This is a genomic window from Priestia sp. TSO9 (assembly GCF_021029645.1).
GTDB lineage: Bacteria > Bacillota > Bacilli > Bacillales > Bacillaceae_H > Priestia > Priestia megaterium_E.
The window spans coordinates 255,798-270,054 of the sequence record NZ_JAJEKD010000009.1; the positions used below are offsets into that span (position 1 = coordinate 255,798).

12 protein-coding genes are annotated in these 14,257 nt (G+C 39.0%); 11 read left to right on the top strand and 1 reads right to left on the bottom strand.

Going from position 1 to position 14,257, the window contains the following annotated elements:
• The first annotated feature begins 81 nt into the window (after positions 1 to 81).
• The 8 genes from LJC66_RS04115 (at position 82) to LJC66_RS04150 (ending at position 9,757) form a co-directional block, all read left to right on the top strand.
• Positions 82 to 1,569: an aldehyde dehydrogenase family protein gene (locus LJC66_RS04115; protein WP_230931844.1), complete on the top strand. Its 1,488-nt coding sequence runs from the start codon at positions 82 to 84 to the stop codon at positions 1,567 to 1,569.
• A gap of 25 nt (positions 1,570 to 1,594) precedes the next feature.
• Positions 1,595 to 2,971: a putrescine aminotransferase gene (locus tag LJC66_RS04120; protein ID WP_230931845.1), complete on the top strand. Its 1,377-nt coding sequence runs from the start codon at positions 1,595 to 1,597 to the stop codon at positions 2,969 to 2,971.
• A 122-nt stretch (positions 2,972 to 3,093) separates the two neighbouring features.
• Positions 3,094 to 4,050, top strand: coding sequence for an agmatinase (gene speB, locus LJC66_RS04125; RefSeq protein WP_230931846.1), 957 nt, complete (start codon positions 3,094 to 3,096; stop codon positions 4,048 to 4,050).
• A gap of 300 nt (positions 4,051 to 4,350) precedes the next feature.
• On the top strand, positions 4,351 to 5,730 hold the full coding sequence (locus LJC66_RS04130; RefSeq protein ID WP_195695268.1) for an APC family permease: 1,380 nt from the start codon (positions 4,351 to 4,353) through the stop codon (positions 5,728 to 5,730).
• A gap of 113 nt (positions 5,731 to 5,843) precedes the next feature.
• A complete protein-coding gene (locus LJC66_RS04135; RefSeq protein WP_014461428.1) occupies positions 5,844 to 6,503 on the top strand; it encodes an HAD family hydrolase in 660 nt (219 codons plus the stop codon).
• Positions 6,504 to 6,676: 173 nt separating this feature from the next.
• Positions 6,677 to 7,621 (top strand): ABC transporter substrate-binding protein, encoded by a 945-nt coding sequence (locus tag LJC66_RS04140; RefSeq protein WP_195695267.1) that lies wholly within the window; start codon positions 6,677 to 6,679, stop codon positions 7,619 to 7,621.
• Between the two features lie 79 nt (positions 7,622 to 7,700).
• Entirely contained in the window at positions 7,701 to 8,735 is a 1,035-nt protein-coding gene (locus LJC66_RS04145) for a FecCD family ABC transporter permease (protein ID WP_195695266.1), read from the top strand.
• A 5-nt stretch (positions 8,736 to 8,740) separates the two neighbouring features.
• Positions 8,741 to 9,757, top strand: coding sequence for a FecCD family ABC transporter permease (locus LJC66_RS04150; RefSeq protein ID WP_013081899.1), 1,017 nt, complete (start codon positions 8,741 to 8,743; stop codon positions 9,755 to 9,757).
• A 308-nt stretch (positions 9,758 to 10,065) separates the two neighbouring features.
• Here the strand turns inward: LJC66_RS04150 and LJC66_RS04155 are convergent, their stop codons facing one another.
• On the bottom strand, positions 10,066 to 11,067 hold the full coding sequence (locus LJC66_RS04155; protein ID WP_230931848.1) for a DUF3231 family protein: 1,002 nt from the start codon (positions 11,065 to 11,067) through the stop codon (positions 10,066 to 10,068).
• Positions 11,068 to 11,316: 249 nt separating this feature from the next.
• Here LJC66_RS04155 and nei point away from each other — a divergent pair, with 249 nt between their 5' ends.
• The 3 genes from nei to LJC66_RS04170 all read left to right on the top strand — a co-directional run bounded on the left by nei (position 11,317) and on the right by LJC66_RS04170 (position 14,212).
• Positions 11,317 to 12,135 carry an endonuclease VIII gene (gene nei / locus LJC66_RS04160; RefSeq protein ID WP_230931849.1) on the top strand — a complete coding sequence of 273 codons (819 nt, stop codon included), beginning with the start codon at positions 11,317 to 11,319 and terminating at the stop codon, positions 12,133 to 12,135.
• 105 nt (positions 12,136 to 12,240) lie between these two features.
• On the top strand, positions 12,241 to 12,618 hold the full coding sequence (locus tag LJC66_RS04165; RefSeq protein WP_013055587.1) for an FAS1-like dehydratase domain-containing protein: 378 nt from the start codon (positions 12,241 to 12,243) through the stop codon (positions 12,616 to 12,618).
• Between the two features lie 214 nt (positions 12,619 to 12,832).
• A complete protein-coding gene (locus tag LJC66_RS04170; protein WP_230931850.1) occupies positions 12,833 to 14,212 on the top strand; it encodes a DUF6612 family protein in 1,380 nt (459 codons plus the stop codon).
• The last annotated feature ends 45 nt before the right edge of the window (positions 14,213 to 14,257 follow it).

Below are 14,257 nucleotides of genomic sequence, written 5' to 3' on the forward strand. Positions count from 1 at the left end.
TATACAATAAATTATCAGAAATATAAGTTTTTTCTATTAAAATGACTGACAATCAGTCGTTATTTAACAAGGAGGTATCTTATGGATCGTACAGCCGTTAAAACGTTAACTTTAAATATGTATATAAACGGAGAGTGGAGAAAAGCAGAGAAGCAGCGTCCTACTGTTAACCCAGCAACAGGTGAAGTAATTGGATATGCTGCAGAAGGCAGCGCGGAAGATATGAAAACAGCGATTACAGCTGCACGGGAAGCCTTTGACAGCGGAATTTGGTCTGAGATTTCTGCATCTGAAAGAGCAGCTATCTTATTTAAAATTGCCGATAAGCTTGAGGAAGCGAAAGAGGAATTAGCAGCGCTCGAAACAATGGACAACGGAAAGCCCTATCGCGAAGCTGAGGCTGATGTGGAAGACGCAGCTGCTTGTTTTAGATATTACGCTGGATTAATTACAAAGCCAGACGGTCAAACGTACAGTGTTCCTGCACCTATGCAAGCAATGGTTATAAAAGAACCAATTGGGGTGTGCGGGCTGATTGTACCTTGGAATTATCCGCTGTTGATGAGCGTGTGGAAAATTGCACCTGCTTTAGCTGCAGGAAATACGATTGTATTTAAACCTTCTGAAGTGACACCGGTTACTCCTACAAAACTTTTTGAGATTTTAGAAAGCGTAGGATTGCCAAAAGGAGTAGCAAACCTTGTTATGGGAGCCGGAGATACTGTAGGAAATACGCTTATTCAAGATAAGCGTGTTGATAAGATTTCCTTTACAGGCGGAACGGTAACAGGAAAACACATTATGCGTCAAGCAGCAGAGAATGTAACGAAAGTCTCTTTAGAACTTGGAGGAAAGTCACCGAACATTATATTTGCTGACGCTGATTTTGAAACAGCTGTAGATTATGCCTTATTTGGAATTTTTGCAGGTAGCGGCCAAATTTGCGCTGCAGGTTCTCGTATTTTAGTAGAAGAAAGCATCGCTGAGAAATTTATTGAACGTTTTGCAGAGCGTGCTCAAAAAATTAAAGTAGGAAATGGAATGAAACAAGAGATTGAAATGGGCCCTCTTGTAAGTGAAGAACATATGAAAAAAGTATTAAAGTACATCGAAATTGGAAAGCAAGAAGGCGCTCACCTTGTATGCGGAGGCAATCGAATCACCAGCAGTGGATTGGAAAAAGGATTCTTTGTAGAACCTACGGTTTTTAGCAACGTTACGTCAAATATGAAAATTGTGCAAGATGAAATCTTTGGACCCGTTGTTGTTATTCAAACGTTTAAAGACGAAAAAGAAGCTATTAAGCTTGCAAATGATACGGAATATGGTTTGGCAGGCAGTGTGTTTACAACCGACGGCGCAAAAGCTCTTCGAGTGATTAAAAAGCTGCGTGCGGGCATCACTTGGGTAAACACGTATCATTTTACATTTAACGAAGCGCCTTGGGGCGGATATAAGCAGAGCGGGATTGGTCGAGGGCTGGGCACGTTTGGATTGGAAGAATTTCAAGAAGTAAAACAAATTAATATTAATTTACAAGTAGAGCCAATCGGCTGGTTTAAAAATTAAAAAGTAGAGAAGGAGCGATATTAAAATGAATACAGTGACGAAAAATCAAGAGGTAAACAAAGCATATGGTGAAGTAAACGAATATATCAACAAAGTATTGGGACTTATTGAAAAAAGCGAAGTGTCAGCTGAAGAAGCGCAGTGGATTACGAAAGAAACAGTAGACGGATTTCGTGAGCATGTCAACCCGGGCTTTTTAGAATATCGCAAAACAGTAACGGTAGATACGCAGTTCGCAGCTGTTGAATGGTCAGATGAAGGCTCTTGTTTTACGGATGTAAACGGCAAGAAATACATTGATTGTTTGGGCGGATTTGGAATTTATAATGTGGGGCACCGTCATCCTAAAGTAGTCAAGGCTGTTCAAGATCAGCTTCAGCGTCAAGCGCTCCATAGCCAAGACTTATTAGATCCACTTCGTGCGATGCTTGCGAAAATTTTAGCAGATATTACACCGGGGGATTTGAAGTATTCCTTTTTCACAAACAGCGGAACAGAAAGTGTAGAAGCCGCTTTAAAATTAGCGAAAATGTATAGTGATCGAACAACGTTTATTTCCACAACACGTTCTTTTCATGGAAAAAGTCTAGGTTCTTTATCAGGTACGGCAAAAGGAATGTTCCGTAAACCATTTCTGCCGTTAATTCCAGGTTTCCGTCACGTGCCGTTTGGTGATATTGACATGATGCGCAAAACATTTGAAACGTGCGCGCTTGTAGGGGAAGATGTGGCAGCTGTTTTATTAGAACCAATTCAAGGAGAAGGCGGCATTATTCTTCCTCCTGAAAATTATTTAAAAGAAGTGCGTGCACTATGTGATGAGTACGACGCTATCTTAATTTTTGATGAAGTTCAAACAGGCATGGGACGTACCGGTGAAATGTTTGCATCAGAACTATACGGTGTTGTACCTGATATTTTATGTCTTGCTAAAGCGTTTGGAGGAGGAGTTATGCCTGCTGGCGCGGTTGTAGCAAAAGAAAAAGTGTTTTCAAGCTTCTTTGATAATCCGTTTATGCACACAACAACGTTTGGAGGCAACCCGCTTGCCTGCGCAGCGGCTATTGCAACTATTAACGTGTTGATTGAAGAACAGCTGCCAAACCGCGCGAAAGAGCTAGGGGAATACTTCCTTGCTGGTTTAAAGAAAGCTGCTGAAAAACATGGAGATAAAGTACTTGAAATCAGAGGGCAAGGTTTAATGATTGGAATTGAATTTCACCAAGATGAAATTGGCTACGCGCTTTCTAAAGGTATGTTTGATGAAGGAATTCTAGTAGCTGGGACGCTTGTAAACTCTAAAACAATTCGTATTGAGCCACCGTTGACTATTTCAGCGGAAGAAGTAGATCAAGTCATTTCTACATTTGAAAAAGTATTAAATGAGCTAAGTAACCAATAAATGTAACAAGGAGCAATGAATATGAATCGTCAAACGTTTCTTATTCCCGTATTGCTTTCGATGATTTTAGTAGTACAAATGCCTAGCGACTAACTGAAATTATCGAAACGGAGGAGTAAATCATGAAATATCCATTGTCCCCAGATGTCAAACCAGAATTTTGTACAACAGGCTCATTTATGAGGCTTCCAGCGGAAAGAGGAAATGCAAAAGTAGGGCTAGTAGGGATGCCGTTTGATACGGCAGCATCTTTCAGAGTAGGTGCGCGCTTTGCACCTCAGGCAATTCGCCAAGCTTCCATGACGCTGTTTCCTTATCACCCGGTACACAATGTATATCCATTCGATGATACAAATGCTATCGATATTGGTGATGTGCCCGTTATTCCGCATAATATTCACAGAAGCTATGAATTAATGGAAGAAGCGGTAGGCACTCTTATGGATAGAGGAATTGTTCCAATTGGAATTGGAGGAGATCATTCGATTACCTTAGCAAGCCTTCGTGCTGCTGCTAAAAGATATGGTCCAGTGGCTATGATTCATTTTGATTCTCATACAGACACGTGGGATACGTATTACGATGAAAAATATTGGCACGGATCTCCTTTTATACGCGCATATGAAGAAGGGCTAGTAGATTCAAAGAAGGTCTTTCAAATTGGTATCCGTGGAACATTAAATCATCCGGGAGATGTTCAAGAAAGCAAAGACCTCGGTTATCATGTAGTAACGGCAGGGGAGCTTGAACATCAAAGATTTTCAGTGGTTTTAGAGCAAATGAAGACAGCGATTGGAGATACGCCGTGCTTTTTAACGTTTGATATTGATTTTGTTGATCCTTCTTGTGCACCAGGAACAGGAACGCTTGAAGTAGGCGGATTCAGCAGCAGAGAAACGCTGCAAATGATTCGTTCTCTGACAGAATTTAACTATGTTGGATTTGACCTGGTGGAAGTGCTGCCTTCTTATGATCCAACTCAGATAACCTCGTTGCTTGCAGCTACAATCATTCATGATTTTGCTAGTTTAGTTGCAGTGAAAACGAAAAGAGAGTCATTGGATACGATGATTGAATAACGGCTTGTAAGCAGAAATCCCTCTTATTCAGAGGGTATTTCTGCGTTGATATAGCAGGAGATTAGGAACATATAGCTATTTAAAATAAAACGCTTTCATAATATGATAAAAGAAAAAGATAGTTTGTTAGCAACCCTTACCAACTTAAAGAAATAAATCATATATTTGCTATAGTAAACGTAACAACCCTTTATATAAAAATGAATGAAAGTCATTCATTTTTATATAAAGAAATTAAATCATATGCATTTATGGATTAAATTGTCAGAATGTTCTTAATAAAGTGAAGGGGGAAGATAAATGAAACATGAAACAGTAACATTAAAAAGGTCGTTGAAATTATGGCAGATTGTATTAATGGGGATCGGATATATGACTCCGATGGTAGTGTTTGATACGTTTGGGATTGCGTCTGATATGACGAATGGACACGTTCCCACGTCTTATATCATAGCCCTTGTCGGGATGCTTCTCACGGCAGTAAGCTACAAAAAGATGATTCAAGTGTTTCCAAATGCAGGGTCAGCTTATACATATACGCAAAAGACAATCAATCCACATTTAGGATTCTTAGTTGGCTGGTCTGCACTAATGGATTATCTCTTTTTACCGATGGTTAACGCACTTATTTTTCAAATTTATTTATCATCTATTTTTCCTTCGGTACCATCGTGGATTTGGGTTGTCAGCTTCGTCATTATCGTTACGCTGCTAAATCTACGAAGCGTTAATTTCACCGCCAATTTCAATACATTTCTTGTTGTATTTCAAATGACGATTTTAGTATTGTTTGTTGCTGTTTCAATCAAAGCCTTGCTAGGAGGAATGGGAGAAGGGACTCTTTTTTCTATGAAGCCTTTCTTTAATCAGAACATGACCTCATCAGGACTAATAGCAGGAGCTACACTTATGTGTTTTTCCTATTTAGGATTTGATGCAGTGGCTATGTTATCAGAAGAAACGCCTAATCCTAAAAAAACGATTCCGCAAGCTATTTTTTTAGTGGCGTTAATTGGAGGAGTCATGTTTACTGTGACATCTTATTTTATTCAAGCGGTTTTCCCGACGTTAGAAGGATTCAAGCATCCAGACGCTGCGGCTCCTGAAATTGCTATGTATGTGAGCGGTACGCTGTTTCAAATTGTCTTTTTAGCTGGAGGAATTGCAGGAACATTATCATCAGGCATGTCATCGCATGCAAGCGTTTCGCGTTTATTATACGTAATGGGACGCGATCGAATTTTACCTCAGTCATTTTTTGGTTATGTTCATCCTAAGCTGCGCACCCCTTCGCGAAATATTGTATTAGTCGGAGTTGTATCAGCAAGTGCCATTTTCTTCAGCCTGGCAACAGCTACATCATTTATTAATTTTGGAGCACTCATTGCGTTTTCTTTTGTTAATATTTCGGTTATTGCGCACTATGCTGTTCATCAAAAGCAGCACCGGTCGGCTAAGGGATTTTGGTCATACATTGTTATGCCACTGTTAGGAGCAGCAGCGATTGGCGTTTTATGGCTTAACTTGGAGCGCAACTCCTTTTTACTTGGTATTGGCTGGGCGATTGCTGGTTTAGTTTATTTAGTGTATGCAACGAAAGGTTTTAGAAGGCAGCTGTCTTCCATTGAGTTTAAGGAAACAGAAGAAATGTCACCTTTGATGAAAGTCGGAGAAAAGTAAGGATAGAAACTACCTGTTTAAGCCTATCTTATTAAGGAAGCCACATTTATGGATTACGTATTTTGAACGTGTTACTATGTAAGGACGATAAGATAGAAAAAGGTAGGTAAATTATGATTAAAGCAGTTGTGTTTGATTTTGACGGATTAATTATTGATACAGAATCAGTGTGGTATGAAGTATACCGCGAAATGTTAGAAGACAGGGGAGTAGATCTACCGATTGCAACGTTTGCTTCTTATGTGGGAACGGATGCTACGGCACTTTACGATTACTTGCTTCAGCAGTTTAACAATGAGTTCACAAAAGAGGAACTAGCTCAAGAATCGTTAAGACGTCATCAAGAAAAAATGAAATCATTAGTAGCCCGAGAAGGTGTAGCGGAGTACTTGGCAGAAGCAAAAGAACTTGGATTAAAAATTGGTTTAGCAAGCAGCTCATATCGAGACTGGGTAACAGCATTTTTAAAAGAGCTAGATTTGCTGCACTATTTTGAAGTCATTCAAACGCGCGATGATGTAGAAAAAGTGAAGCCAGATCCGGCTCTTTACCGAAATGCAATTGAAAAGCTAGGAGTAGAGCCCTCTGAAGCTTTAGCATTTGAAGATTCTTCTAATGGAGCGAAAGCTGCTATGGCAGCAGGCTTGCGCTGTGTGATTGTACCAAATCCGTTAACTAAACATCTGTCATTCGAAAGATATCACTTACACATCGAATCGATGAAAGAGAAAAGTTTAAAAGAAGTGATTCAGTATCTTTGTATTGAAGATTAAAAAGAAAGGACGCTCCTGCTGCGTCCTTTCTTTTTTTATAGAATAGATCTAATTTTTTTAAGTAAAAAATAACGAATCAGCTTGTTTAAATAGATAAAACTGATATAATGATAACGATTATCAGTTTCAAGAGTCGATTATCTACATAAAGATACAAGCAGGAGGAATGACATTTGAATAAGAAAAAAATAGGACTGCTGGCTTTTATTACAATGCTGGCAATCGGAATGCTTATCGGCTGCAGCAGCACGAATAAGGAAAATTCAGCTGATGAAAAAAGTGAAAAAACAAGAGTGGTCAAGCATGAGCTTGGAGAGACAAAGGTAAAAGAGAATCCAAAGCGAGTAGTCGTATTAGAGTTAGGCTTTATTGATGCATTGTTAGATGCTGGTATCAAACCTGTAGGAGTAGCTGATGATGATAAAGCAGAACAGCTTATTGATAAAGATGTACTAAAAGAAATCAAAGGATACAAATCAGTTGGCACGCGAGCGCAGCCAAGCTTGGAATCGATTAAACTGCTGAAGCCCGATTTGATTATCGCCGATTCAGAACGTCATAAAAATGTATACAAAGAATTATCGAAAATTGCGCCAACGATTGAGTTGAAAAACTTAAATGCTAATTACGATGATTTACTAAATACAGAGTTAAAAGTAGGAGAAGCGGTTGGCAAGAAAGCAAAAGTTGAAAAAGTGGTAGAAGAGCATAAGCAAAAAATGAAGGATTTAAAAGAAAAAGCACCAAAAAATCCGGGCAATGTACTTGTTATCGCTGATGCAAATGGTAATATTAATGCTAGAACTTCAAATTTCTTTACAACGGGTGTTCTTGAGCAATTAGGCTTCAAAAATGCATTAACAGATCCTACAAAAGAGTACAGTGTAAAAATGACAATGGAACAGCTTGTAAAAGCAGATCCGGACAAACTCATTGTTATGCGAAATGAAAAAGGTCATACGCCTTTAGCAAAACAGCCATTATGGAAAGAGCTAAAAGCGGTTAAAAATAATCAAGTGTATGAAGTTGATGTATTTAAATGGTCTCTTCGCCGAAGTGTACAAGGTGCAAATGGTATTGCAGATGAAGCAGAAAAGTTATTATTTGAAGGCAAATAATAACGAAGAAAAGAACAATCCAGCGGGATTGTTTTTTTCTTTTTAATGAACTTTCAAATGAAAGGAGGCGCAGTCTACTATGAAAGCTGTTCACGGCTTATCCAAAAGAACCAAATCTCCGCTTCGTATAATAGCTATTTTTCTTGCGGTTATTATTCTTTTACTGATTTCAATGTTTTTATCTATTTCCATCGGTTCTATACATATTTCTTTTGGAACGATTAAGCAAGCTATACTAAATTTTGACGGATCAAAAGAACAGTCTATTATTCAAACTGTCCGTCTGCCTCGCTTACTGGTAACGGCATTTGTTGGCGCTAATTTGGCTGTCGCTGGAGCGTTGATGCAAGCATTAACTAGAAATCCATTAGCTTCTCCTGGTATTTTTGGTATTAATGCAGGCGCATCAGCGGCAATGGTATTTTTAACGGTTTTAGTGCCTGGTGTAAGCATGATTGGCGGGGTATTTGGTGCATTTTTAGGAGGCGCATTTGCCGCTGTTATTGTTTATGTCATGAGTTCGTTGATTAAAGGAGGCGACAGTGATGTAAAGCTTGCTTTAACAGGTGTTGCTATACAAGGTATGCTTATGTCTCTCACGCAAACGCTGCTGATTTTTAATGAAAGCAAAACAGAAGGCGTTATGTTCTGGCTCACCGGTTCAGTTATTGGGCGAGATTGGGGACATGTTCATGTATTGGTTCCTTTTAGCATCGCGGGCCTGCTTATTGCGTTTGGTCTGGGAAGAGCGTCTTCTTTATTGTCTTTAGGAGATGACGTAGCTAGAGGACTTGGGCAGCGCGTCTTTGCTATTAGAGCGTTCACGGCAGTTGTTGTGATTGTATTAGCAGGTGTTTCGGTGGCAATTGCCGGTCCCATTGGCTTTGTAGGGCTTGTTGTTCCTCATATGGTACGCTATTTAATAGGTGTAGATTACCGGGGCGTTTTGCCAATGAGCGCGCTGCTTGGTGCATCTTTATTGCTGTTAGCAGACGTATTATCACGATTTATTACATACCCGTATGAGACTCCTGTAGGTGCAGTAACAGCGTTGCTCGGAACGCCGTACTTTATTTACTTAGCGAGACGTAAAAAAACAGAAAGGAAGGCATGAGTTATATGCAGACGGTCAATAAAACAAAAAAGCAGCCATCTCGATTCAAGTCTGTCGGCCTGTTTATCATTCTTTCTGTCTTAATTATAGCGCTGAGTGTGATAAGCCTTAGCTTAGGAGACATTAACATACCTCCTCTAGACATTATTACGTCTTTTATTGGTATTGGCGATCCTGACTTGACGTCCATTTTAGTAGAATTTCGTCTGCCTCGTATTTTGCTGGCTATTTTAACGGGAGTCGGCCTAGCTGTGTCCGGAGTCGTCGTACAGTCCATTATGAGAAATCCACTCGCTAGCCCAGATACATTAGGTCTATCAAGTGGATCAGGATTAGCAGCTGTTGCAGTCACTATTTTACTGCCTTTAGCAAGCCCATCTGTTTTATCCGTCGCTGCGTTTGCAGGAGGCTCGCTTGTCTTTGTAATCGTCTATTTGCTTGCTTATAAAAAAGGAGTAGAACCTATTCGATTTGCATTAATAGGTGTAGCAGTGAGCGCTTTTTGTTCATCCGGTATTCACTTGTTAATTTCAAAAGCAAATCCAAACGTAAATGCGGCACTGATTTGGCTGAGCGGCAGCTTATGGGGAAGAACATGGGATCAATTAATTGGTTTACTTCCCTGGGTCGTTATATTAGTACCGCTGATTTGGCTGTTAGCTGCCCGGTTAGATTTAATTCATTTAGGTGATGAAGTGGCTCGAGGACTAGGAGCTAGAGTAGAGTTAATTCGTCTAGTATTGCTGGCAAGCGCAGTGGCAATGACGGCTGCGGTTGTATCGGTAGTTGGCACAATTGGCTTTGTAGGACTTATTATTCCTCATGTGGCCAAACGGTTAGTGGGACCGAGACACAAAAAATTGATTCCTACAGCCGCTTTGCTTGGAGCTTTGTTTGTACTAGCAGCAGATTTAATCGGGAGAGGAATTGCTCCTCCGATTGAAATTCCGGCTGGATTAATCATTGGCATTATCGGCGCTCCGTATTTTCTTTATTTACTGTGGAGAGAATCCAAAAAATGAGGCTGTGACAAAAGTAGTGTAGTTAAAGTTAAACACGAACTATCCATCAAAAATGGATGAATAGTTCGTGTTTTTTTGTAATCATAATGAACGTAGGTTTCATATATGCAGGTGCTTCTAGCTGTTGTTTGTAGAGCAAGGCGAAGACTCCTGCGGGAAAAGCGCAACAGGTGAGAAGCAAGGAGGAGGCTCAGCGGGCGCCCGCTGAAAGCCAAGCCTTGCACGGAAATCAACAGCGGTGTCACAAGCAGTCCAACTCATTGCTCGTCTTTAGATTGGGTTCATTTCGTTATGCCCCAATCTCATTTTTATTCCAAATGAATTTTTGGGAATGGAATATGCGGAGGCTCTTCTAGCCATCCTTGTTCAATGCTTATTCTTGATACTTCTTTGGCGCATTCCAAAATTTCAGTCGTGAAGTTTGTATAGTTTAAAGCGAGATCTAAACGCGGGCTCGTTGACATCGCAAGCCCATATCCACGTACATTTTCAGTAATCATCGCAGCTAGGTGAAACATCATGAGTTTTTCTGAAAATGGAGGAACGGAAGACTTTTCTACTCCGTAATCCCACTTCATTGTGACAGGTATGTTTTCTACCATTAGCGGTTGTGACAGAGATTCAATATGCTGCTGCACAAGTTCTCTACCCTTTAATAAAAAAGCTTGAATGTCCTGAGAAGGAGCTATTTGAGCAAACCCTAAAATTAAATCCTTTGCAATTAAGTTTGTCTGTATGCTTGACACGATATGAGAAATTTCAATGACGGTTAACGGCCGCTTTTCATCAAAATAGCTCCCTAAGAAAAGCTCTTTGTCGTTCATATCAGACGCATCTGCAATAGGAATAGGAGGAAGCTCTATAAAGATTTGTTTTTCTAACAACAAATCTGTAATCGTTTGGTTAAGCTTTTCCGCTTTTAACAGCAAGCTTCGAAAGAAAGACCGTACATCACTTCTTGCGGCAACATCGACACCCGTAGTTGCTGACAGCAGAAGGACATTTGAAATATGCTTCAAATAAAGCAAATAAAAAGAATCCGAAAATAATTTTGGTGCTTCAGCATCAACGTCTTCGTCTCCAAAGCCAAGCGGAATTGGCATATTTTCTTTTAAAAAGATAGCAGTGAGCGCATCACTGTTTTTTGTTGTGATGTGCAGTGTACCTTGAATCGCTTTTTGAATATCTAAATCGTCTACATGACACAGAAAATGTTTGAGCATACAAGAAATTGCTTTATCGTTCATATATTGCTTCCAAATAACAGCCATCTCGGCGGCTGATAGTGGAGAAAATGATTGATTGTTCATAATAAACTCCTCATATATAGATAATTAACAAGTTTCTAAAAGGTTATCAACTAGTATAAGTCAAAGGAAGTAAGATAAACACTATAGAAAGTAAAAAAAGGTATCAACATTTTACTATAAGAGTAACCGTCATGCATAATTTAAAGGTTCTTTTAGGAAAAGAAGAGCCCAACCGCTTCTTTCTTGCAAAGCAGAAATAAAACGGAAATAATAAATGAAGAAAGTCAGGCAAGAAAGGAGTTTCATTATATGCCAGAAGGTCCAGAAATTAGACGAGCAGCTGATGAAGTGGAAAAAGCGATTATCGGTCTTCCCGTCAGCGAGATATGGTTTGCTTTTCCATCTTTGCAGCACTATGAAGAAGTATTAACAGGAGCTCGCATTAAAAGAGTAGATACAAAAGGAAAGGCTATGCTTATTCGTTTTGACAACGGCTATACCATCTACTCACATAATCAGCTTTATGGAAAATGGTATGTTCGTTCATCTTACAATTATCCATCTACAAACAGACAGCTACGCCTTGCGATTCATAATGAAAAAAAATCAGCGCTACTTTATAGCGCTTCTGATATTGAAGTATTGCGTGATGAAGAAGTTCCAGCTCATCCTTTTGTATCAAGAGTTGGTCCTGATATCTTAAGTGAAGAAGTAACGGCAGGTGAGCTTTTAAATCGTTTTTATTCTAAACCATTTTACCGTAGAAAATGGGCGTCGCTGCTGTTAGACCAAAGCTTTATAGCTGGGATTGGAAATTACTTGCGCAGTGAAATCCTATTTGTAGCAGGAATTAACCCTGCAGCTCGTCCCGTAGACTGCACGGAAGAACAACTTAAAAAGGCAGCTGACGCAACCATTTCTCTTGTCAAACAGTCCTATGAAACAGGTGGCATTACAAATAATGTAAAGCTTGCTGAAACGTTAAAAAAGAAAGGGCAAAAGCGCTCTGCATACCGCCACTGGGTTTTTAACCGTGAAGGAGAAACTTGCCGAATTGACGGCACGCCTATCTTAAAAGTGCAGGCTGCTTCTAGAAGGCTTTATTACTGTCCTACTTGTCAAAAATAGCAGGATATATTTATTCTGCTATTTTTTTGATACATAAAATGAATGACTGTTCATTTTTGTGATATAGTTAAAAAGTAAATTCATAATCTTAAGGGGATGGATAAGATGGAATGTAAAGCAGGAGATACATTTACGTGGCAAAGAACGTTTCAAGAGGAAGAAATCATGCAGTTTGCGGAGATGACTGGAGACCGGGGCAAACATCATATAGAACGTGACGAAAAAGGGCGGCTAATGGTACATGGACTTATGACTGCTAGTATTGGAACAAAAATAGGAGGAGACTTAAACTACATTGCAAGAGAAATGGTGAGTGAATTTCTTCGTCCAGTTTTTGCAGGAGATACAGTTACCTGTGAATGCATATTAACTGAAGTAGAAAAAGCAGATGGTTTTCAAAAAGTGAAAATTAAATCAGTATATCGAAATCAACAAGGTAAAGAAGTACTGATAGGGACAAGTAATGGAATTATTAGAGATTAAAATGAAAACGTTAACAAAAATAAGTTATGAAGGTTGTTAAAAAAGTCACGGATTCGTGACTTTTTTATTGTGCAATTTCCTTCTTTTGTTAGTTACCATTTAAATGTAAATATGGTAATTTAGTAAAGTTGGGTTTTATAAATGGTAAAATTGTGTATTTACTAAGTACATAGATTCTTATTTTTGGAAAAATATTTAAAAAGGAGTTTCTTATATGAAAAAAATAATGAATACCAGCTTAGCACTATCATTCGCTCTATTGCTTTCGGCATGTGGGATGCCGTCTTCAGAGGAATTAACGGGTGACGTGAAAGAAGCGCAAGAAAAGGTGAAAAATGTTCAAGTGAAGGTCACTGGAAAAGAAGAAGGAGCCTCTGATTACCAAGTAAATGGAGTACAAGAGTTTGATTTTAAAAGTAAAGCAGGTTACATTAACACAAAAATGAACGGCGAAGAATTGAAGATGTATCATGATGGTGATGAAACGTTAGCTGTGGCTGGAGAAGAAAGCACAAAAGTACAGGGAGAAGAAAAAAAGTACGTTGCGGCTTTAATTAATAACGCTATGGAGCTTCAACAAAATCCAATACGCTACTATCAAAAATATGATAAAAACCTTCCAAATGAATTTGACGTCACCGAAAAAGACAAAGAGTATGTATTAACATTTAACGGAGGCAAGGACAAAAAGCAAAAAATTATAGCAGGTGATGCTAAAGCTTATTATAAAATAACAAATCAAGGCAGCGATACTGCTGTAGACCTTGACCAAATTAAAGGAAAAGATTTTTCGCTTGTTGTGACAATTGATAAAGAAACGAAGCAAATAAAGAAAGTAGTAAAAAATCAGTCGTATTCAGTTAAAGTAGACGGAAAAACAGAAAACTCAAAGTCTAAGCAAACGTATACGTATACATATAACCAATTAGACAATGTAACAAAACCAAAAGTGGAAGCGAAAGCCGCTGCTGCTTCTAAAGATAGCGGCACTGAAACGCCAAGTAAAGAAAAGCAAGCTGCCTATGCCAAGGAAGCGGGACAATACGTGGACGCTTTAATTCAAGCAACTGTTTATCAAAATACAGATCAATTTGTTGCTAAACATCCGAATCAGCAAGATAAGAAACAGGTAGAAGAAAAAGGGGAGTTCCAAAAGAGTTCGTTTGTAGAGTTTTTTGAAACGAATTTTAAAGGTGCTTTATCATCATTGAGCTCAAACATAACCGATGAGCAGTTAAACGAAGTAAGCAGCGCTTTTCTACAAGCTCTTTCATCTACAAAATATAAAATTAAAGATGCAGCGTATAGTGATGAAGATGATGCGTACGTCGTACAAGTCGAAATTCAAGGATTTAACGATGCAAGTGTATTAGCGGAAGTCATGACACCACTTGCGGAAAAATACCAGGCGGGTGAGCTGAGTAACGAGCAGTTAGTCAACGAACTTATTAACGGAGTAGCAAAACGCTATCGTGAGCCAGTTGAATTACTTCCAGCAAAAACAGTCCCTGTACACGTCGTAAGAAATGGTGAAAAAGATTACGAAGTTTTAATGCAAGATGAGTATCTGTTAACATTTGCTCAGCAATCATAGATAGACAAAAAAAGATTTCGGATATATGCCTGAAATCTTTTTTTA

Bases quoted from the DNA above. Each gene is read 5' to 3' on its own strand.
- LJC66_RS04115 (WP_230931844.1), top strand. From the start codon at position 82: ATGGATCGTACAGCCGTTAAAACGTTAACTTTAAATATGTATATAAAC.
- LJC66_RS04170 (WP_230931850.1), top strand. From the start codon at position 12,833: ATGAAAAAAATAATGAATACCAGCTTAGCACTATCATTCGCTCTATTG.
- LJC66_RS04165 (WP_013055587.1), top strand. From the start codon at position 12,241: ATGGAATGTAAAGCAGGAGATACATTTACGTGGCAAAGAACGTTTCAA.
- nei (WP_230931849.1), top strand. From the start codon at position 11,317: ATGCCAGAAGGTCCAGAAATTAGACGAGCAGCTGATGAAGTGGAAAAA.
- LJC66_RS04135 (WP_014461428.1), top strand. From the start codon at position 5,844: ATGATTAAAGCAGTTGTGTTTGATTTTGACGGATTAATTATTGATACA.
- speB (WP_230931846.1), top strand. From the start codon at position 3,094: ATGAAATATCCATTGTCCCCAGATGTCAAACCAGAATTTTGTACAACA.
- LJC66_RS04145 (WP_195695266.1), top strand. From the start codon at position 7,701: ATGAAAGCTGTTCACGGCTTATCCAAAAGAACCAAATCTCCGCTTCGT.
- LJC66_RS04150 (WP_013081899.1), top strand. From the start codon at position 8,741: ATGCAGACGGTCAATAAAACAAAAAAGCAGCCATCTCGATTCAAGTCT.
- LJC66_RS04130 (WP_195695268.1), top strand. From the start codon at position 4,351: ATGAAACATGAAACAGTAACATTAAAAAGGTCGTTGAAATTATGGCAG.
- LJC66_RS04120 (WP_230931845.1), top strand. From the start codon at position 1,595: ATGAATACAGTGACGAAAAATCAAGAGGTAAACAAAGCATATGGTGAA.
- LJC66_RS04155 (WP_230931848.1), bottom strand. From the start codon at position 11,067: ATGAACAATCAATCATTTTCTCCACTATCAGCCGCCGAGATGGCTGTT.